The sequence below is a fragment of the Pseudomonas sp. MWU12-2037 genome (genome assembly GCF_023242345.1).
GTDB classification, from domain to species: Bacteria; Pseudomonadota; Gammaproteobacteria; order Pseudomonadales; family Pseudomonadaceae; genus Aquipseudomonas; species Aquipseudomonas gingeri_D.
In genome coordinates this window covers 143,402-165,363 of the sequence record NZ_JALLIZ010000004.1, presented here as the reverse complement: position 1 = coordinate 165,363, position 21,962 = coordinate 143,402, and the positions used below count along the sequence as shown (strand labels likewise).

The window sequence follows — 21,962 nt, the reverse complement described above, 5'->3', positions numbered from 1 at the left end:
GAGTCGGAAGGTTCAGTGCCGATGCTGGCGGGTTACGCCGGCATCGAATTGCGCGACCACCCGCTGCCAGCCGGCGGCGATCAGGGCGCTGTCGCTGAGGTCGGCGGGGGCCGCCAGGTGGTTGCTACGGTTGAGCCAGATGTCCGGCGCGGCGTTCGCATCGTTGCCGACCCGCATCAGGAACGAACCGGCAGTGGCCGTGGCGTGGCTCAGGCCGAAGTAGGCGCGCTGGTCGAGCAGGCGCCAGGCGTGGCCGCCTCGACTGACCGAGCTGGCGTCCTGGGCAAAGGGGGCAAAGCCTTCTTCGCCGAGTTGCTCGGGGGCGGGCAGGGCCTGCTGGTCCTGTTGCAGCAGGTGGATTTCGTCGAGGGTGACCCGCAGGTCGGCATAGATACCCTGCTCGCCGGGGCTCAGGTCGCGGCGCGCATCCACCTGATAGGCCGCTAGGGTGCTGACGTTCTGCTTTTCGCCATGCAGCGCCACCACGGAACCGGCGACCAGCAGCACGATCAGGCAGAACAGCAGCACGTAGAGGGTTTCATGGCCGGCCCCGGCGGGGCGGACGATCTGGGTGGTCGAGGTGCTCATGGGGCTTCGATATCCCCATGGTCGATTTCAACGATATGCCCGGGACCGGCGTCGAACAGCACATAGAAATCGGTCGCCGGCTTCTTGAAGGTCAGGGTCGAATCCGCGCCCAGCTTGCCCGGCAGCAGGATGCTTTCGTCATAGCCGATCACGTCCAGGGTCACCCCGGTGGCCGCGCTGCCATCGGAGAAACCGCCCTTGCACTGAATCTGTTCGGCATCGATCTGCTTGCACTCGCAGATCGGATTGTGGGCCAGGGCACTGGTACTGAAACCGGCCGCCAGCAGCAAGAGACAGGCTGTAAGCGCCTTGGGCGGCGTGAAGATCATTTTCGCGCTCCTTGTTTGTCCAGCCAGGCAAGGGTGGCCGGGGAGGCCTGGCGCAGTGGAAGAGAGGCCTGGTGCACCGAACCGTCCCAGCCCTCGAGGGTGATCCACAGTTCGGCATCGTCCTGGGTCCGGTCGGGAATCGGTACCACGGCATTCATGCGATAGGCGGTGCCGAAGAAAATCACCCCGGCGGTGCGCAGGCTGCGGGGTTTACCGACGCGCAGGTAGGCGGCCTTGACCTGCTCGCCGCAGCTATCGCAGAGGCGCGCATTGAAGCTTTTCAGATAACCGGCGGGTCCGTCGCGACGGGGTCCTTCGTCCCAGAGTTCGGCCATTTCCAGGCTCCAGGGGCCGACCTGGATTTGATTGAGGTGCTTGCCCAGGCCGGTGTCGCCACGGAACAGCGCGGCATCGGAAAAGTAGCGCGGCATGAAACCCAGGGGGATCAGCACCAGCAGGATGTTCAGGTGGAAGCGCCACTTGTGCCAGAAGCGGCTGAGGGGCGAGGGCGTCGGCAGCGTGCTGTCCTTGCTCATGGGGTCACCTCCGGGGTCTCGGTATTCCGCGCCCGGACCTTGGGCGCCGGCGCCCGTTCGGTCTTGGCACTGCGTTTCAGGGCCTGGGCGGTGGCCAGGGCGGTGCGCTTGGTCCAGATCAGCAGGCCGCTCAAGACCATCATGCTCAGCACCAGGCCGAAGAAGAACCAGATCAGCTTGATCCACAGGCCGCCGAAATCCCCGGTGTGCAGCGGTCGCATCGATTCGGTGACGAACTCCAGCTTGTTGCGATCCGAGAGCAGGCGCGACTGTTCGATCTCGCCGTTGTAGGGGTTGATCTGCAGGGTCTGGTACATCAGCGGATAGCCGCTGCGCCCGCCCACTTCGATAGGGCTGAAGGCGTTGCCGGGCAGGCTGACAAAGCTCGAGTCGAGTCCGGGAACCCGTTGCTGGGCGATGCGCAGGGCTTCATCCGCGCCGAGCATCGGCGCCGGCCGGCCATCGGGCATCAGCGGCGCGCTGTCATGGGAAATGATCGCCGGGATCGGCCGGCTGGCGAAGCTGATCTGGTTGTCGGCGAGGATCGCCTGGATCAGGAACCAGGTGCCGGTGATGGAAATCACCGCGATAAACCAGATCGACCAGATGCCGCTCAGCCGGTGGAAATCGCCCCAGAAAATCCGCGCGCCGTGATTGAAACGCAGGGTCGGCTTGAAGAAGCCTTTCCAGAAACGCTTGTACACCACCAGCCCGGTGACCAGCGATGCCAGCAGCGGCAGCCCGAGCAGCGACACCAGGTACCAGCCCCAGCTGTAACCGTTGACGAAAGGCACCAGCCACCAGCCGTGCAGGGCGCGGGTGAATTGCTTGAAGTCGAACGGCGGGCTGATGCCCTGGATCACCCCGGTATAGGGATTGACGTAGACGATCACCGAGCGGCCGTCGGGGTAGTTGATATCGGCGCGCAGGGCGAAATGCGCTTCGTCCGGGCGAATGATCTGCTGGACGATCACCTCGGGATCGCTCTTGGCGATGGCGGCGATCACCTGGTCGAAGCTGAGCAGCGGCGCGTCGTCGAACGGCTTGCTGGCGCGGATCTCGGGATTGGCCAGCCAGACGATTTCCTGGCTGATCACCGCCAGGGTGCCGGTGACACAGACGATCAGGACAAAGAACCAGATGGGCAGCGCCAGCCAGCCATGGACCAGGAACCAGAGTCTTGAGCGGGATTTCTTCGAGGTGGAAGGCTTCGACATGGGAAAGCGGGGGCTCGATTTCTAAGGGTGTCATTTGGATAAGACGGATGAGCCTTGGAAAAACGTATAGGGAAATGAAAGTAAATGTTTCAGCGGTCAAAACCGCCTTGGTCGCCGAGCGACGTTGCCCGGTCCGCCTAATTTCCCTGTACGGCCATCCGTTAATCGAAGCACAGCCAAGTGCACGGCGCATTCGCGCGCCCGGCACTTGCGATCCGAGATCAAGGGAGAAGAGTCGTCATGAACACTGCATTGAGTTTGGATATCCGGCCGCTGCTGACCGGGTCGGGCACCTTGCCCATGCTGATCCAGGCGCCTGAACCCGGTCTCGACCTGCGCGAGGCGTTCGCCGAATGCAAGCCGCTGATCGACGCGCACCTGTACCGTGCCGGCGGGATTCTGCTGCGCGGTTTCGAGGTAGGCGGTGTCGAGGCCTTTCGCGAGTTCGCCGCCGGTTTCGGTCATCCATTGCTCAACTACGAGTTCGGCTCGACGCCACGCAGCAACGTGACCAAGGGGGTCTACACTTCCACCGAATACCCGGCGCACCAGAGCATTCCGCTGCACAACGAGCAGGCCTACACCCTCGAATGGCCGATGAAGATCTGGTTCTACAGCATGATTGCCGCGCAGACCGGCGGCGAAACCCCGATCTGCGATAGCCGCGAAGTCTATCGACGGGTCCCGGCACGGATTCGCGAGCGTTTTGTCAGCAAGGGCCTGATGTACGTGCGCAACTACGGCAACGGCCTGGACGTGGAGTGGAGCCAGGTGTTCAACACCGAGGACGAGGCGCTGGTCGAGGCCTACTGCCGGGCCCATTCCATCGAATGCGAATGGAAGGATGACGGCGAGTTGCGTACCCGCCAGCGCTGCCAGGCGGTGGCCCGGCACCCGGTGACCCGGGATATGGTCTGGTTCAACCAGGCGCATCTGTTCCATGTCTCGAACCTGCAGCCGGAAGTGCGCGAGACCCTGCTCGATGCGGTGGATGAGGAAGACCTGCCGCGCAATGTCTATTATGGCGACGGCTCGGCCATCGAGGTCGACCTGCTGGACGAAGTCCGTGGCGTGCTCGACGACTGCACCATCAGTTTTCCCTGGCAGGAAAACGATGTGCTGATGCTCGACAACATGCTCAGCGCCCACGCCCGTTCGCCGTTCACCGGCACGCGCAAGGTGGTGGTGGCGATGGCCGAGGGGTACGCGCAATGACTCCGCGGGACGCACAGCAACTGGCCCGCCGTTTTATCGCGTTGCCCGAGGAGAAGCGCAAGGTCTTCCTCGCCGCGATGGACCGGGAGGGCGTCGATTTTTCGTTGCTGCCCATCGTTGCCGATAACGGCGTCGCCGAACGCGACGGCCTGTCCTATGCCCAGCAGCGCCTGTGGTTTCTCTGGCAGCTCGATCCCACCGGTGCGGCCTACAACCTGCCGATGGCCGTGCGCCTGAATGGTGTGCTGGAGCTGCCTGCGCTGGAGCAGGCCTTCAGCGCCCTGGTGGCGCGCCATGAGTGCCTGCGCACCACCTTTGGCCAGGACGGCGAGCGGGCTTTCCAGCGCGTGGCCGAGCCGAGCGCGGTACGCATCGCGATCAGCGACCTGTCCGCGCTGGCCCCTGAGCTGCGCGTGCAGCGCGCCCGGCAAGCCATGGCCGAGGAGGCGGGGCAGTCGTTCGACCTGGAGCGCGGGCCGTTGCTGAACATTCGCCTGCTGCGCCTGGCCGAGCAGGAACATGTGCTGTTGCTGACCCTGCACCACATCATCGCCGACGGCTGGTCGATGAATATCCTGGTGGATGAGTTCACCCGTTTGTATGACGCCTGCGTCGCCGGCCAGGCACCGGGCTTGTCGCCCCTGACCGTGCACTACCGTGACTACGCCCTGTGGCAGCGCAGCTGGCTCGAAGCCGGTGAGCGTGAACGGCAACTGGCCTATTGGCGCGGGCACCTGGGCGAAGAGCATCCGCTGCTCGAATTGCCCACTGACCGAGCCTATCCAGCCCAGGCCAGTCACCGTGGCGCGCGCCTGGAAGTGCAGGTCGACGCGGATCTGCGCCAGCAACTCAAGAGCCTGGCCCAGCGCCAGGGGGTGACCTTGTTCGTGGTCCTGCTGGCTTCGTTCAAGACCCTGCTATACCGCTACAGCGGGCAAACCGATATCCGTGTCGGCGGCCTGATCGCCAACCGTACCCGCAGCGAGACCGAGGGCCTGATCGGCTTCTTCGTCAACACCCAGGTCTTGCGCAGCGAGGTCAGTGGCCAGCAATCCTTCGCCGAGTTGCTGCAGCGCGTACGCGAGGCCGCCGCCGGTGCCCAGGCCCATCAGGAACTGCCTTTCGACGCCTTGATCGAGGCCCTGCAACCGGCCCGTAGCCAGAGTCACAACCCGCTGTTCCAGGTGATGTTCAACCACCAGCCGTTGGTTACCGATGTGCAGGGCAAGACCCTCGCCTGCGGGCTGCAGGTGCGGCACCTGGGGGCGGAGGAGGGCGCTGCGAGTTCGCGGGAGCACGCCGCCGCCAGCGACCTGATGCTGGAAACCCGCGAGGAAGGCGAGCAGCTGTTCGCCGCCTTTACCTATGCCACCGATATTTTCGACGCTGAGACCATTGCCCGTCTGGCCGGGCACTGGTGCAATCTGCTGGCGGCGGTGTGCCGCGATCCACAACAGGCGGTGGCACAGTTGCCGATGTTGGCGCCCGAGGAAATCATCCAGTTGCTGGGCCATTCGACCGGCAAACCGGCATCGGTCGCTGATCCGATGCTGCTGCCGCAGCTATTCGAAGCCCAGGTCCGGCGGACCCCCGAAGCCACAGCGCTGATCCTCGCCGAACCCGAAGGTGCACCCCACCTGACCTACGCCGAACTGAACCGCCGCGCCAACCGCCTGGCCCATCTGTTGCGCGAGCGCGGTGTCGGCCCCGACGTACTGGTGGGGCTCGCCGTGTCCCGCAGCCTGGAAATGGCCGTGGCCATCCTCGCCGTGCTCAAGGCCGGTGGCGCCTATGTGCCGCTGGACCCGCAAACCCCCACCGAGCGCTTGCAGCACATCCTGCAGGACAGCGGCCTGCAACTGTTGTTGACCCAGAGCCCTTGGCTGGCCAGCCTGCCGACCTTCCAGGGCGGCGAAATCCTCTGCCTGGACCAGCTCGACGACTCGGCCTTTTCCGACCACGACCTGCCGGCAAGCATCGAGCCGGATTCCCTGGCCTATGTGATCTACACCTCGGGCTCCACCGGCCGGCCGAAAGGCGTGGCGATCAGTCATGCCGCCCTGGCCGAATTTATCGCCCGGGTCAGCGAATACAGCCAACTGGTGGATTCCGACCGGGTCCTGCAAATGGCCACCAGCAGCTTCGACGGCTTTGTCGAACAGTTCTTCCCGCCGCTGTGCCTGGGCGCCTGCGTGGTCCTGCGGGACGGGCGCCTGTGGGACAGTGCGACCCTACATGACGCGATCCTTGAACACGGCATTACCCTGGCGGACCTGCCGGCCGCCTACTGGCACCTGCTGGTCCAGGACTGGGCGGCCCGGCCACCGCAGCACTATGGCGTGCTGCGGCAGATCCATATCGGCGGCGAGGCCATGGCGGTCGACGGCCTGCGTCTCTGGCCGCTCGCCGGCCTGGGCCACGTACGGCTGATCAACACCTATGGCCCGACCGAAGCCACGGTGGTTTCCACCACCCATGACTGCTCGGCACTGTTGCCTGAAGATGTGTCCTGGCGCGGCGTACCCATCGGCCAGGGGTTGTCCGGTCGACGGCTGCTGGTGCTGGACGACGAACTGAACCTGCTGCCCCAGGGCGCGGTCGGTGAGTTGTATATCGGCGGGCCCGGCCTGGCGCGTGGCTATCAGGGGCAACCGGCCCTCAGTGCCCAGCGCTTTATCGTCGATCCGTTCAACCCCGGTGAGCGCCTCTACCGCAGCGGCGACCGTGCGCGCCTGCGCGCCGACGGTGCCCTGGAGTACGTCGGCCGGGTCGACCACCAGGTGAAGATTCGCGGTTTCCGTATCGAACTGGGGGAAATCGAAGGCCGTCTGTTGCAGTGCCCGGGCGTGCGCGAAGCCGCCGTGCTGGCCCTGCCGCTGACGGGCGGCACGCAACTGGTCGGCTATCTGGTGGCGGAACAGGCCGCGGACGCGGCGACCCTGCGCCAGCAGGTCAAGACCTTGCTGCAAGGCCGGTTGCCCGACTACATGGTGCCGACCCACCTGCTGCTGTTGCCGCGCCTGCCGTTGACCCCCAGCGGCAAGCTGGACCGCAAGGCCTTGCCGCTGCCCGATCCGAGCCAGTTGCAGGCCCGTTACCGGGCGCCCCACAGCGAGATCGAACGCAATCTCGCCGAGATCTGGGAACAGGTCCTGCAGGTGCCGCAGGTCGGGCTCGACGATCATTTCTTCGAATTTGGCGGGCATTCGTTGCTCGCCGCCCAGGTGATCGCGCGGATCAAGACACGCCTGGCGGTCAGCCTGCCGTTGCGCAGCCTGTTTGAAACCCCCTTGCTGGGGGACCTGGCGATTGAAGTGGCGAGCCTGGCCAAGGGCGTCGGCGAGAGCGACTGGGGTGATATGGAGCAGTTCATGAGTTCGCTGGAGGAGGTGGGAGCATGAGTGCCCAGGCCGCATTGAGTCTTGCCAAACGTTTTATCGGCCTGCCGCTGGAGCAACGGCGGCAGTTCCTCGCCCGCCTGAACCAGCAGGGCAAGGATTTCAGCCTGCTGCCGGTGCCGGTCAGCCGCCATGAGCAGGCGGTGATTCCCTTGTCCTATGCCCAGCAGCGCCTGCTGTTTCTCTGGCAGCTCGAACCGGACAGCGCCGCCTACAATATGGCCGCAGCCTTGCGCCTGCGCGGTCAGCTGGATGAAAGCGCCATGCAGCGTGCGTTTGAACATCTGGTCCAGCGCCACGAGGTACTGCGCACCCGTTTCCAGGTCGACGGCGAGCAGCCGCGCCAGGTGATCCTGGAACAGCAGGCGCTGCCGCTGGAGCGTATCGACCTGACGGCCTGCGCCGCCGAAACCCGTGAAGCCGAGTTGGCCGAGCGGGTCGCCGCGCTCACCGCGCAACCTTTCGATCTGCTCGCCGGCTCCTTGCTGCGGACCACTCTGATCCGGCTCGACGAGGCGCAATGGGTGCTGGTGGTGTGCATGCACCATATCGTCTCCGACGGCTGGTCGATGGACGTGATGGTCAAGGAGTTCGTACAGGGCTATCAGGCCTTCTGCCAGAACCGCGAGCCCGGGCTGCCGGAGCTGGCCTTGCAGTACGCCGACTATGCGGTCTGGCAACGCCGCTGGCTGGAAGCGGGCGAGGGCGAGCGGCAGCTGGATTACTGGCGGCGGCAATTGGGCGAGGAGCAGCCGCTGCTGGAGGTGGCTGCCGACTTCCCGCGTCCACCGGTGCAGAGCTTCCGGGGCCAGACCCTGCGTTTCGATTTCGGCGCCGAGCGTTCGGCGCAGCTCCAGGCCTTTGCCCGCAGCCAGGGCCTGAGCCTGTTCATGCTGGTGCTCGGCGGTTATGCCTGGTTCCTTTCGCGGCACGCCGGACAACGGGATATCCGCGTCGGTGTGCCCAACGCCAACCGTGGTCGGGCCGAGGTCGAAGGCCTGATCGGCTTCTTCATCAACACCCAGGTGTTGCGTTGCGAAGTCGACGAGCGCGAGAGTTTCCTTGAGCTGCTGGCGCGGATTCGTGAAAGCAGTTTTGGCGCCCAGGCGCACCAGGAGTTGCCGTTCGAACAACTGGTGGATGCCCTGGCGCCGCAACGCAGCCTGGACCACAACCCGCTGTTCCAGGCCAAGTTCAACCAGAACGTCGGCATGCAGAAGCAGCGCACCCTGAGCCTGCCGGGCCTGCTGGTCGAGGAATACCCGCTGCACAAGGACGGCACCCACTTCGATCTGGCCCTGGACATCACCGACGCCGGCCATCTGATCCTCGGTGAGATGACCTATGCCAGCGACCTTTACCAACCCTCGACTATCGAGGGTTTCATTGCTTCGTTGCTGCGGCTGTTCGATGCCGTGCTGCGCGCCCCGCACGCGCCGCTGCTGAGCCTGGAAAACCGCCCACCGGCCCTGGCGACGGAACCCCGTATGGCGGCGATTCCGGTGCTGCAACAGTGGAACGCCCAGGTGCAACGCCAACCCCAGGGACTGGCCGCTCGCTGCCTCGAGCGGACCCTGGGTTTCCTTGAACTGGACCAGGCGGCCAATCGCCTCGCCCATCATCTGCGCGACCAGGGTGTCGGCATCGGCGAGCCGGTGGCGGTGCTGATGGAGCGCTCGCTGGACTGGCTGACCTGTGTCCTGGGGATTCTCAAGGCCGGTGCGGTGTATATGCCGCTGGACAGCAAGGCCCCGGATGCGCGTTTGCAACCGATGCTCGAACGCGCCCGCGCGCGCCTGCTGCTGTGCGCCGAAGGCGATCCCCGGGTGACGACGCTGGCCGTTGCCGGTTGTATCGGCCTGGCTTATGCCCCCGGACAATGGCGTCATCAAGCCGATACCACGCCGGACCTGGACCTGGCGGAACAGGCCCCGGCCTACGTGATCCATACCTCCGGCTCCACCGGCCTGCCCAAGGGCGTGCTGGTCAGCCACGGGGCCCTGGCCAGTTATGTCAGCGGCCTGCTGGAGCGTCTGGACCTGGCGCCCGAGGCGAGCATGGCGCTGGTCTCCACCATCGCCGCCGACCTCGGTCACACCATGCTGTTCGGCGCCCTGTGTTCCGGGCGCACCTTGCATGTGCTGCCCGAAGAGCTGGGTTTCGACCCCGACCGCTTCGCCGAATACATGCGCGAGCATCAGGTCGGCGTATTGAAGATCGTTCCCGGCCATCTGGCGGCGTTGTTGCAGGCGAGCGAGCCCGCCGACGTCCTGCCCTGGCATGCGCTGATCGTCGGTGGCGAAGCCTGTTCGCCGGGGTTGTTCGAGCAGATACGGGCACTCAAGCCGGACTGCCGTTTTATCAATCACTACGGTCCCAGCGAAACCACCGTCGGCGTGTTGGCGAACGAGGTGCTGGCGTTGCATCCGCACGCCCGTGGTGTCGCGGTGGGCCGCGCCTTGCCGGGTGCCCACGGCTATGTGCTGGACGACGTGCTCAATATCGCCGCCGAGCAGGTGCCGGGCGAGCTGTATATCGGTGGCGCCAGTGTCGCCCTGGGTTATCTCGGGCAACCGGGACTGACCGCCGAACGTTTCCTGCCCGATCCTTTCGGTGCGCCGGGAGCGCGGCTCTATCGCAGCGGCGACCGCATGCGTCGCACGCGCCAGGGACTGCTGGAATTCCTCGGGCGCAATGACGACCAGGTGAAGATTCGCGGTTACCGGGTGGAGCCGGCGGAAGTCGCGCGGGTGCTCCAGGGCCTCGACGGCGTGGCCCAGGCGGCAGTCCTGGCATTGCCGGTGGATGAGGACGCCGGGCGCCTGCAACTGGTTGCCTACTGTGTCGCGGCAGCCGGTGCGCAATGCTCGGTCGATGACCTGCGCCGCCAATTGCAGGCGTGCCTGGCCGATTACCTGGTGCCGGCGCAGATCGTGCTGCTGGAGCAATTGCCGCTGACCGCCAACGGCAAGCTGGACAAGCGTGCGCTGCCGCAGCCGGGAACCGTGCAGCAGGGCTATGTTGCCCCGGTCGGCGAGATCGAAGAGCAACTGGCGGCGGTCTGGGCCGATGTGCTCAAGCTGGAGCGGGTCGGCACCCGCGACAACTTCTTCGAACTGGGCGGCGACTCGATCCTCAGCCTGCAGATCATCGCCCGGGCCAAGCGCCTGGGCATCCGCCTCAGTCCCAAGCAGTTGTTCGAGAAACAGACCATCAGCCAGTTGGCCACGGTGGCGAAGCGGATCGAGAAGAAGCCGGCGAGCGAGGTCGTGGCCCAGGCCAGTGGCCGGCAGTTGCTGCTGCCGATCCAGGCACGGTTTTTCGAGATGGAGATTGTTCAGCGTCAGCACTGGAACCAGTCGCTGATGCTCAAACCCCGCGAGCCGCTGGACACCGGCCCTCTGCAAGCGGCGCTTGCGGCGCTGGTGGCGCAACACGATGCCCTGCGCCTGAGTTTCGAACAGCGGGCGGGGCAATGGCAGGCGCAGTATGCGTCGGTGGCTACGACCGATCTGCTGTGGGTCCGCGAACTCGCCGATCCGGCGCAACTGACGGAGCTGGCCGATCAGGCCCAGCGCAGCCTGGACCTGAAGCACGGTCGGTTGTTGCGTGCGGTGCTGGTCAATCTGCCCGCCGGCGAGCAGCGCCTGCTGCTGGTGATCCATCACCTGGCGGTGGACGGCGTGTCCTGGCGGATCCTGCTGGAAGACCTGCAGCAGGCTTATGTTGCCAGCGTCTCCAGGCAGCCACCGGCGCTGGCCGCGCGCAGCAGTTCGCTGCAGACCTGGGCCGAGCAGTTGCACGGTTATGCTCGCAGTGAACGTCTGCTGGCCGAGCGTGATTACTGGTTGCAGACCCTGGCGGGCGACCTCCAGGAGTTGCCGTTTGAATTGGCTCCCGGGCAGGCGCCTGGCGGCGAAGTCGGTCATGCCAGCTCACGCCTGGACAAGACGCTGACCCAGCAACTGTTGAAAGTCGCGCCGACGGCCTATCGCACCCAGGTCAACGACCTGCTGCTGACCGCCCTGGCGCGGGTGCTGTGCGACTGGAGCGGGCAACCGTCGGTATTGGTCCAGCTCGAAGGTCACGGTCGCGAAGACCTGTTCGACGACCTCGACCTGAGCCGCACGGTGGGCTGGTTCAGCAGTCTGTTTCCGCTCCGCCTCACACCCCAGGCGGAGCCGGGTGTTTCCCTGTGCGGCATCAAGGAGCAACTGCGGGCGGTGCCGAACAAAGGCATCGGTTATGGCGTGCTGCGTTACCTGGGCGATGCCGGTTTTGCCCGGCAACTGGCGGCCTTGCCCCAGTCGCGGGTGACCTTCAACTACCTGGGCCAGTTCGACGGCAGTTTCACCGAAGCCGACGGCGCGCTGTTCGTGCCCACCGGCGAATCCACCGGGCGCAACCAGCCAGAGGACGCGCCGTTGGGCGACGGCCTGAGCCTCAATGGCCAGGTGTTCGACGGCGAGCTGCAACTGGATTGGGCGTTCAGTCGCCAGCAGTATCGGCCTGAAACCATCGAAGCCCTGGCCCGCGCCTATGAACAGGCCCTGGCCGAACTGATCGGACATTGCTGCCAGGGCGGACAACTGGGCGTGACGCCATCGGACTTCCCGCTGGTGACTCTCAGTGCCGGGCAACTGCAGCGCCTGCCGGTGGCGGCGGGGGCGATCGAGGATCTCTATCCGCTGTCGCCGATGCAGCAGGGGATCCTCTTCCATCATCTGGACGATCCGGAGGGGGCGGCCTATATCAACCAGCTGCGACTGAATGTGCGGCAGCTGGATGTGGAGCGTTTCCGCCAGGCCTGGCAGCAGGCCGTGCAGGCCCATGAAATGCTGCGCACGGTATTTGCCTGGCCCCAGGAACTGGTGGAGCCGGTGCAGATTGTCCTGCGCACGCTGCCGATGCCGATGCAGGTCCACGACTGGCGCACGCGGGGCGAGCATGAGGCGGCCTTCGAGCAGTTGGCACAAGCCGATCTCGCCGCCGGTTTCGAGCCCCATCGCGGACCTTTGCTGCGGGTGACGCTGGTGCGCACCGGCGAGACCGAATACCGGATGATCTACACCAGCCACCATCTCCTGATGGACGGCTGGAGCACCTCGCAGCTGTTCGGCGAAGTGCTGCAACGTTATGCCGGGGTGAGCATTGCCCGGGGTACAGGACGTTATCGCGACTATATCGGGTGGCTCGGCCAGCGCGATGCCCGCGCCAGCCAGGACTTCTGGAGCGCGGCCGTGGCCGGTCTGCAGGAGCCGACCCGCCTGGTCGGGACCTTGGGCGGCCATCAACGGGCACAGGGCTATGGGGAACATCGGCATGTGTTCAATGAGGCGTTGACGACTGGGTTGAACCGTTTTGCCCGGGAACGCAAAGTCACCCTCAACACCCTGATGCAGGCCGCCTGGCTGCTGCTGTTGCAGCGGTATACCGGCCAGGATTGCGTGGCCTTCGGTGCCACCGTGGCCGGCCGCCCGACTGACCTGCCCGGGGTCGAGCAGCAGATCGGCCTGTTTATCAACACCCTGCCGGTGGTGGCGAGCCCTGATGCACAACTGACGGTGGGTGAGTGGCTGCAACAGGTGCAGGACCTCAACCTGGCGTTGCGCGAGCACGAGCAGACGCCGCTGTACGAGATCCAGCGTTGGGCGGGCCTGGGCGCGGGCGGGTTGTTCGACAGCCTGCTGGTGTTCGAGAACTATCCGATGGCCGAAGCGCTGGGCCGGGCTTCGGATGCGGGTCCTGAGTTCGCGGCTATAGAACGTTCCGAGCAGACCAATTATCCGCTGACCCTGGTGGCGGTGACCGGGCGCGAACTGATCGTGGATTGCGGTTACGACCGGGCCGGTTTCGACGCTGCGGGTGTGGCGCGACTGGGCCGGCAGCTGGAATACCTGATGCGCCAGTTCATGGTCGACGCGCGCCAGCCGTTGGGTGCGCTGGAGTTGCTCGACCCGGCCGAGCGGCAGGTCGCCCTCGACTGGAGCCGGCGCTCTTCTGTAGGAGCGAGCTTGCTCGCGATGGACGTCAACGATAACGCGGGGTACCTGGAGAGTCACGGTGCCCTTGCGCTCATCGCGAGCAAGCTCGTTCCTACAGGGGCAGCGTTCAATCCGCGGATCCGGGGTCATGTGCTTGAGCATCTTGCGGATCAGGTCGCCGGTCAGCCCGAGGCCCCGGCGCTCCTCTTCGCCGACTGGCAGCTGGACTACCGGACCCTGGACCGGCGCGCCAATCGCCTGGCCCACCTCCTGCGCGAGCGCGGCGTCGGCCCCGAGGTGCGGGTCGGCGTGTGCCTGCGTCGTACCCCGGACCTGATCGTTGCCCTGCTGGCAATCCTCAAGGCCGGCGGCGCCTATGTGCCGCTGGACCCCGAGTACCCGCGCGAGCGGCTGTTGCATATGCTCGACGACAGCCACGCGGCCCTGTTGCTGAGTGAGGCCATCCTCCTCGAGCGCTTGCCGCAAGCGCTGCCCGCTCCGGTGCTGCTGATGGAGGAGGGCGATGACTGGCTGGCGAGCTACCCGACCCGCGCGCCGTCCGTGGACACCTGCGGCCAGAACCTGGCTTATGTCATCTACACCTCCGGCTCCACCGGCAAGCCCAAGGGCGTGGCGATCACCCACGACAACCTCACGGCCTTGATCCACTGGTCGCTGCAGGCCTACGACCGCGAGCAACTGCGCGGGGTGTTGGCCTCGACCTCGATCTGCTTCGACCTGTCGGTGTGGGAGATCTTCGTCACCCTGGCCGGTGGCGGCTGCCTGGTCCTGGCGGACAATGCCCTGGCCCTGGCGGAGCTGCCGGCCCGCGAGCGGGTCACGCTGATCAACAGCGTGCCCTCGGCCATTGCCGCGCTGTTGCGGGCCGGGCAGATCCCGGCCTCGGTCGGCACCCTCAACCTGGCTGGCGAGCCACTGAAGCAGACGCTGGTGGATGCGCTCTACGCCGGCACCCGGGTGCGTCAAGTGTATGACCTGTACGGTCCTTCGGAAGACACCACCTACTCGACCTTCAGCCTGCGCACCGCCCAGGGCACGGCGAATATCGGGCGTCCATTGGAGAATACCCAGGCCTATCTGCTCGATCCCGGCTTGCAGCTGCTGCCCGCCGGGGTGGCGGCCGAGTTGTACCTGGGCGGTGCCGGGGTTTCCCGGGGCTATCTGGGCCGACCCGGACTGACCGCCGAGCGTTATGTGCCGAACCCGTTCGGCACTGACGGCGAGCGCCTGTATCGCACTGGCGACCTGGTGCGCCAGGGCGAGGGCGAGCGGATCGAGTACATCGGTCGCGCCGACCATCAGGTGAAGATTCGCGGTTTCCGCGTCGAGTTGAGCGAAGTCGAAGCCTGTCTGCTCGAGCAGCCGTCGGTGCGCGAAGCGGTGGTGCTGGCCCAGGAGGATGCGGCGGGCAAACACCTGCAAGGCTATGTGGTGGCGTCGGCCGTGGGCGAGGCCCAGGCGTTTGTCGCCGGTCTCAGGACCGCCCTGGCCGCGCGCTTGCCGGCACATATGGTGCCCGGCCAGTTGCACCTGGTCGAGGCCTTGCCGCTGACCCCCAATGGCAAGCTCGACCGCAAGGCCCTGATCGCCCTGGGCAGCGGCCCCCGGCAGCAGCACTACGAGGCGCCGCGCAGCGAGTTGCAAGGCCAGGTCGCCGCGCTCTGGCAGGAGGTGCTGGGGATCGAGCAGGTGGGCCTGGGCGACAACTTCTTTCAGTTGGGCGGCCATTCGTTGCTGGCGACCCTGGTGGTCAGCCGGATCGGCGAACGCCTGGGCGACAAGATCCCCCTCAAGGAACTGTTCCAGGCCGACAACCTGCTGGCGTTCTGCGAACGGATCGAAGCGCTGCGCGGTGCATCGTCGCCTGTTCAGGATGAATTGGCTAAATCCCTGGAGGCCCTCAAACGTCTATCCCTCGAAGATCTGGAAAAACTGATTTCTTGAGGGGAAGCACGAGTGCAAGGGTTAATCGAGTCGGTGGGGCAACTCTCGTCCAGGCAGCGCAAAGGCTTGGCGGCGCTGCTCAAGCACAAGGGCATCAATCTGTTCGAGGTCGCGCCGGTGTTTCGTCGCGCGGCCGAGGAGCCCCTGCTGCTGTCCTACGCCCAACAGCGCCAGTGGTTCCTCTGGCAATGGGCGCCGCAGAGTTCGGCCTACAACATTGCCACGGCCCTGCGGGTACGGGGCCGGCTCGATGTGGACGCTTTGCAGGGCAGTTTCCAGGCCCTGGTGGAGCGGCACGAAAGCCTGCGCACGGTGTTCACCCAGACCGACGGGCAACCGCTGCAGGTGGTGTTGTCCGCCGCTCGCTTCAGCCTCGATCTGCACACCCTCGACCCGGCCTCTTCGGCGGAGCGTGAGGCGCGGGTCCAGGCCTTTGTCCAGGCACAGAGCCAGACGCCTTTCGACCTGGCCCGTGGCCCGCTGTTGCGGGCCGCGCTGTTGCGGGTGGCGGCCGATGAACAGGTGCTGGTGCTGACCCAGCACCATATCGTGTCGGACGGTTGGTCCTTGCAGGTGATGACCGAGGAGCTGTTGGCGCTGTATGCCGACCTGAGTCAGGGCCGTACGCCGCAGTTGCCGGCGCTGCCGATCCAGTACGCCGACTATGCGTTGTGGCAGCGGCACTGGATGGAAGCCGGTGAGCAGGAGCGGCAACTGGAGTATTGGCTGGGCAAGCTTGGCGGCGAGCAGCCGGTGCTGGAGTTGCCGGTCGATCATCCGCGTCCGTTGTCCCCCAGCTTTGCCGGTGCCAGTCAGGCCCTGGTGCTCGACCCCGGGTTGAGCGAAGGGCTCAAGGCATTGGCCCGACAACAAGGGGTCAGCCTGTTCGCTTTGTTGCTGGCATCGTTCCAGGCGCTGCTGCATCGCTACAGCGGGCAGGGCGATATCCGCGTCGGTGTGCCGGTGGCCAACCGCAAGCGGGCCGAGGTGGAGCGGCTGATCGGCTTCTTCGTCAACACCCAGGTGCTCAAGGCCGAGGTGGACGGGCAGGACGCTTTTGTCGAGCTGTTGCGCCAGGTCTGGCAGACGGCACAAGAGGCCCAGGCCCATCAGGACCTGCCGTTCGAACAACTGGTCGAGGCGCTGGAGCCGGGACGCAGTCTGAGCCACAGCCCGTTGTTCCAGGTGATGTTCAATCACCAGGCGCAGGCTCCGGCCAGTCGGGTGAATCCTGTCGGTGCATCGCTGAATGTGACATCGTCATCGCCAGCAAGCCGGCTCCTACAGACCCCCGCCAACCCTGAAAACACCGCGCCCCCTGTAGGAGCCGGCTTGCCGGCGATGGCGTCGGTGAATCCACTATCGCCGTCCCAGGCATTACGCATCGAACCGTTGCACTGGCAAAGCCAAACGGCGCAGTTCGATCTGGTGCTCAATACCACCGACCAACCCCAGGGTATCGAGGCCGTATTCAAGTACGCCACCGACCTGTTCGAAGCGAGCACCGTCGAGCGCTTGGCCCGACACTGGCTGAACCTGCTGCGTTCGATTACCGCCAATCCCCAGCAACGCATCGCTGATATCGCCCTGTTGGAGCCAAGCGAGCAGCGACAAATCCTGTCCCAGTGCAACCCGGCACCCCGCCAATACCCGCTCGACGTTTGTCTGCAACAGCGGATTGAAGCCCAGGCCGCGTTGCGTCCGGACGCGGTGGCGGTGGTGTTCGCCGACCAGCAACTGACCTACGGCGAACTCAACGCCCGGGCCAACCAGTGGGCTCATCACCTGATCGCCCAGGGCGTCGGCGCGGATGTGCTGGTAGGCGTGGCCTGCGAGCGTTCACTGGAGATGCTCGTGGCGATTGTCGCCGTACTCAAGGCCGGTGGCGCCTATGTGCCGCTGGACCCCGGCTACCCGGATGAGCGCCTGCGCTACATGATCGAGGACAGCGGCCTCAAGCTGCTCCTGGCGCAAGGGCACCTGCTGGGGCGCCTGCCAGTACCGGCAGATGTCGAGTGCCTCGACCTGGATCAACTGCCCCAAGACCGCTCGCGGGACAATCCGCCCTGTGTCACCGGCGCCGATCATCTCGCCTACGTTATCTACACCTCGGGTTCCACCGGCAAGCCCAAGGGCGCGCTGTTGCCCCATGGCAATGTGCTGCGCCTGTTCAGTGCCACCGACGGCGAATTCGGCTTCGGCGCCGATGATGTCTGGACGCTGTTTCACTCCTACGCCTTCGATTTCTCGGTCTGGGAAATCTTCGGTGCCTTGCTCCATGGCGGCAAGCTGGTGGTGGTGCCCCAGGACATCAGCCGTTCGCCCCGGGACTTCCACCGCCTGCTCTGCGATAAGCGGGTGACGGTACTGAACCAGACACCATCGGCGTTCAAGTCACTGTTGTCGGTGGCCGTCGATTCACCGCGCGAGCTGGCCTTGCGTTACGTCGTGTTTGGCGGCGAGGCCCTGGAAGTGCAAGGCCTGCGGCCCTGGTTCGAGCGCTTCGGCGATCAGTCCCCGCAGTTGGTCAATATGTACGGCATCACCGAAACCACCGTGCACGTGACCTACCGGCCGCTGTCCCTGGCTGACCTTGAGCAGGTCGCCGGCAGCCCCATCGGCAAGCCGATCAGCGACCTGTCCCTGTACCTGCTGGACGATGGGCTGAACCTGTTGCCAGCGGGCTGCGTCGGCGAGCTGTATATCGCTGGTGCCGGGCTGGCACGGGGTTACCTGAAGCGGCCGGACCTGACGGCCACGCGTTTTGTCCCCGATCCGTTCGATCCCCAGGGCAGCCGACGCCTCTACCGCAGCGGCGACCTGGCGCGCCTGCGCGCCGACGGCACGATCGAATACATCGGCCGGCGCGACCAGCAGGTGAAGATTCGCGGCTTTCGCATCGAACTGGGGGAAATCGAAGCGCGCCTGCAAGGCCACGCACGGGTGGCCGAGGCTGCGGTGCTGGCGGTGGAAGGCGCGACCGGCACCCAACTGGTGGCCTACCTGGTCCCCGCCGACCCGGCGGTGTTGCAGGATGAATCCCGGACAACGGCCCTGCATGGCGAACTGCGGGACTACCTCAAGGCCCATCTGGCCGACTACATGGTGCCGACCCACCTGGTGCTGCTCGACTCGTTGCCGCTGACCGCCAACGGCAAGCTCGACCGCAAGGCCTTGCCCGCGTCGGACCGCCATGTGCTGCAGCAGGCTTACATCGCTCCGCAGCGGGAAATCGAAGAGCAACTGGCGGCGATCTGGGCCCAGGTGCTGAAGGTCGAACAGGTCGGCCTGCGGGACAACTTCTTCGAACTGGGCGGCCACTCGCTGCTGGCGACCCAGGTGATCGCCCGGGCTCGCCAGGAACTGGGTCTGGAACTGTCCCTGCGCAGCCTGTTCGAAACCGCCGACCTGGGCGGCTTTGCCGACAGTGCCGAAACGGATCAGGCCCGGAATGCGCCGGCCTTCAGCCTGGTCGACCGTGACCAGCCGCTGCGCCTGTCCTATGCCCAGCAACGCCAGTGGCTGCTCTGGCAACTGGAGCCGGACAACAGCGCTTATCACATCCCGGCGGCCCTGCAACTGGAAGGGGCCTTGGATCGCGAAGCCTTGCGCCGCAGTTTCGAGGCCTTGATCGACCGTCATGAGAGCCTGCGCACCACCTTCGGCCAACTGGACGGACAGGGCGTGCAGCGGGTGCAACCGGCCGGGGTCTTTGCCCTGGCCCTGGACGAGTTCAACCCGGTTTTGGGCGAAGATCCCGAACGCTGGGTCAAGGCCCGGGTGGCGCAGGAGGTAGAGGCCCCCTTCGACCTGCAATACGGGCCGTTGCTGCGGGCCTGCTTGTTGAGCCTTGGCCAGACCCGCCATGTGCTGGTGGTGACCCTGCACCATATCGTTTCGGATGGCTGGTCGATGCCGATCATGGTCGACGAGTTGATCGAATACTATGCCGCCTTCAGCCAGGGTCATGCGCCCGCGCTCAAGGACTTGCCGTTCCAGTACGCCGACTATGCCCACTGGCAGCGCGACTGGATGGCGGCGGGCGAGGAAACCCGGCAACTGGACTACTGGCGCGGCCAGCTGGGCGACCGGCAACCCGTGCTGGAATTGCCCACCGACCGGCCGCGCCCGGCGTTGCAGAGCAGTGCCGGTGCGCGCCTCGAGGTCGCGTTCGAGCCGGCCTTGCTGGTGCCGCTCAAGGCGATTGCCCGGGAGCAGGGCGTGACCCTGTTCATGCTGCTGCTGGCCTCGTTCCAGACCCTGCTGCATCGCTACTCGGGTCAGGCCGATATCCGCGTCGGCGTGCCGATCGCCAACCGCACCCGCACGGAAACCGAGGGCCTGATCGGCTTCTTCGTCAACACCCAGGTGCTCAAGGCCGAGTTCGGGCTGCACAGCACCTTTGGCCAGTTGCTGGCCCAGGTCAAGCAGACGGCGCTGGGTGCCCAGGCACACCAGGACCTGCCGTTCGAGCATCTGGTGCAGGCCCTGCAACCCGAGCGCAGCCTCAGCCACAGCCCGTTGTTCCAGGTGCTCTACAACCACCAGACCGAACGCAAGGGCGCGGTGCGCCAGGTGCCGGGCTTGCAGATCGAAGGACTGGACAGCGGCGGCCATAGCGCCCAGTTCGACCTGGCGCTGGACACCTTCGAAGGTGAAGAAGGCCTGCGGGCCGCCCTGACCTACGCCACCGCGCTGTTCGATGCCGCTACGGTCGAGCGTATGGCCGGGCACTGGCGCAATCTGCTGCGGGCTGTCGTCGAACAGGGGGTGACACAGCGTATTGCCGACCTGCCGCTGCTCGGCGACGAAGAGCGCCAGTGCATCCTGCAACGCTGGAGCCGTATCGACGGCGTCTACCCGGACGCACCCTGTGTCCACGAGCGGATCGCCATCCAGGCCCGGGCGACTCCCGAGGCCACGGCGCTGATCTTCGGCGACGCGCAGTTGACCTATGCCGAGCTGGAGCGCCGGGCCAACCGCCTGGCCCACAGGCTGCGGGCGCTCGGCGTCGGCCCGGAAGTGCCGGTGGGCATCGCGGTGGATCGTGGGCTGGAGATGGTGGTCGGGCTGCTGGCGATCCTCAAGGCCGGCGGCGCCTATGTGCCGCTGGATCCGGAGTTCCCCCGCGAGCGCCTGGCCTACATGATGCAGGACAGCGGCATCGAGTTGTTGCTCTGCCACGCTCATCTGCTGGCGCAGTTGCCGGTGGTGGCTTCGCTACGCACGCTGTGCCTGGATCAGATCGAAGACCAGCTGCCGGGGATCGACGATGAAGCTCCGGCCAGCCAGGTGCAGCCGCACAACCTGGCCTACATCATCTACACCTCCGGCTCCACCGGCCAACCCAAGGGCGTGGCCATCGACCATGCCGCCCTGAGCGCCCATAGCCACGTCGCCATCGAGTATTTCCGCCTGCAACCCGAGGACCGCGTGTTGCTGTTCTCCACCCTGAATTTCGACGGCTTCGTCGAACAGCTGTTCCCGGCCCTGTGTCACGGAGCAGCGGTGGTGGTACGCGGCAACGAGGTCTGGGACAGCAACACCTTCCACCAGGAAGTTCTGCGCTCGGGCATCACCGTGGCGGATTTGAGCACCGCCTACTGGTACCTGCTGGTGCGGGAGTTCAGCCGCCAGGCGCCCAGGGATTTCGGTCCGCTGCGCCAGGTCAGCGCCACCGGCGAGGCCATGCCACCGGAAGGCCTCGAACTGTGGAAACAGGCGGGGCTGGGCCATGTGCGCCTGCTCAATACCTACGGCCCGACGGAAACCACCATCACCGCCAGTTACCTGGAGTGTGACGCTTATGTTCGCGGCGAACTGCCCAAACCAGCGTCGATGCCGATCGGTCGGCCGCTGGGGGGCCGGCGCATGTATATCCTCGACAGCGATTTCACCCCGGCGGTCCAGGGCGCCACGGGCGAGTTGCTGATCGGCGGCGCCTTGCTGGCCCGGGGTTATCACGGCCGCGCGGCGCTGACGGCCGAGCGTTTTATTCCCGATCCGTTCGACGGGCAGGGTGGTGGTCGGCTGTACCGTACCGGCGACCTGACCCGTTACCGCGACAAGGGGCTGATCGAATACGCCGGGCGCCTCGACCATCAGGTCAAGATCCGTGGTTTCCGTATCGAACTGGGCGAAATCGAAGCGCGCCTGCAACAGCATCCGCAGGTGCGCGAAGCGCTGGTGGTGGCCATCGACGGCCCGTCCGGCAAGCAACTGGCGGCCTATCTGGTGCCCGCCGATCCGGCCTTGCACGACACACCACAGCTTTTGCGTGATGCCCTGCGTGACGATCTCAAGGCCAACCTGCCGGACTATATGGTCCCGGTGCACTGGGTGGTGCTCGACGGCCTGCCGATGACCCCCGGCGGCAAGCTGGACCGCAAGGCCCTGCCCACGCCGGACACGAGCGCCTGGCAGCAAACCTACGTGGCCCCGCGCAGCGAGCGCGAGCAGCAACTGGCGGCGATCTGGGCGCAGGTGCTGCAGGTCGAGCGGGTCGGCCTGGATGACAACTTCTTCGAACTGGGCGGGCACTCGTTGCTGGCCGCCCAGGTGATCTCCCGGATTCATTCGGGCCTGGGGATCGACATACCGCTTCGGATGATTTTCGAGAAACCTCAATTGAACGAGTTTGCACAGGCACTTGAAGGCACTGGCCTTTCCCTGACCGATGACGGGCTGTCCGACATTGAACGCATGATGAACGACATGGCGGAGGCTTGAG

Annotated in this window: 8 protein-coding genes; 4 read left to right on the top strand and 4 right to left on the bottom strand. The window is 65.8% G+C overall.

Features of this window, described 5'->3' with window-relative positions; translation table 11 throughout:
* Nucleotides 1–12: 12 nt before the first annotated feature.
* Genes M5B42_RS08845 through M5B42_RS08830 form a run of 4 tightly spaced genes read right to left on the bottom strand, consistent with a single transcriptional unit; the run spans nt 13 to nt 2,670 of the window.
* On the bottom strand, nt 13–588 hold the full coding sequence (locus tag M5B42_RS08845; protein WP_248745586.1) for a DUF6162 family protein: 576 nt from the start codon (nt 586–588) through the stop codon (nt 13–15).
* Nucleotides 585–917: a hypothetical protein gene (locus tag M5B42_RS08840; RefSeq protein ID WP_248745585.1), complete on the bottom strand. Its 333-nt coding sequence runs from the start codon at nt 915–917 to the stop codon at nt 585–587. Before M5B42_RS08840 ends, M5B42_RS08845 begins: the two co-directional genes overlap by 4 nt.
* Nucleotides 914–1,453: a thiamine pyrophosphate-binding protein gene (locus tag M5B42_RS08835; RefSeq protein WP_248745584.1), complete on the bottom strand. Its 540-nt coding sequence runs from the start codon at nt 1,451–1,453 to the stop codon at nt 914–916. The genes M5B42_RS08840 and M5B42_RS08835 overlap by 4 nt, the downstream gene beginning before the upstream one ends.
* Nucleotides 1,450–2,670 carry a PepSY domain-containing protein gene (locus M5B42_RS08830; RefSeq protein WP_248745583.1) on the bottom strand — a complete coding sequence of 407 codons (1,221 nt, stop codon included), beginning with the start codon at nt 2,668–2,670 and terminating at the stop codon, nt 1,450–1,452. Before M5B42_RS08830 ends, M5B42_RS08835 begins: the two co-directional genes overlap by 4 nt.
* 240 nt (nt 2,671–2,910) lie before the next feature.
* On the opposite strand from M5B42_RS08830, the gene M5B42_RS08825 reads away from it, so the two are divergent.
* From M5B42_RS08825 to M5B42_RS08810, 4 genes are read left to right on the top strand one after another with little or no spacing between them, the layout of a single operon-like run.
* Complete coding sequence (locus tag M5B42_RS08825) at nt 2,911–3,885, top strand: TauD/TfdA family dioxygenase (RefSeq protein WP_248745582.1); 975 nt, start codon at nt 2,911–2,913, stop codon at nt 3,883–3,885.
* Nucleotides 3,882–7,286 (top strand): amino acid adenylation domain-containing protein, encoded by a 3,405-nt coding sequence (locus M5B42_RS08820; protein WP_248745581.1) that lies wholly within the window; start codon nt 3,882–3,884, stop codon nt 7,284–7,286. The genes M5B42_RS08825 and M5B42_RS08820 overlap by 4 nt, the downstream gene beginning before the upstream one ends.
* Nucleotides 7,283–15,232 carry a non-ribosomal peptide synthetase gene (locus tag M5B42_RS08815; RefSeq protein WP_248745580.1) on the top strand — a complete coding sequence of 2,650 codons (7,950 nt, stop codon included), beginning with the start codon at nt 7,283–7,285 and terminating at the stop codon, nt 15,230–15,232. The genes M5B42_RS08820 and M5B42_RS08815 overlap by 4 nt, the downstream gene beginning before the upstream one ends.
* Nucleotides 15,233–15,244: 12 nt before the next feature.
* Nucleotides 15,245–21,961 (top strand): non-ribosomal peptide synthetase, encoded by a 6,717-nt coding sequence (locus M5B42_RS08810; protein WP_248745579.1) that lies wholly within the window; start codon nt 15,245–15,247, stop codon nt 21,959–21,961.
* The last annotated feature ends 1 nt before the right edge of the window (nt 21,962 follow it).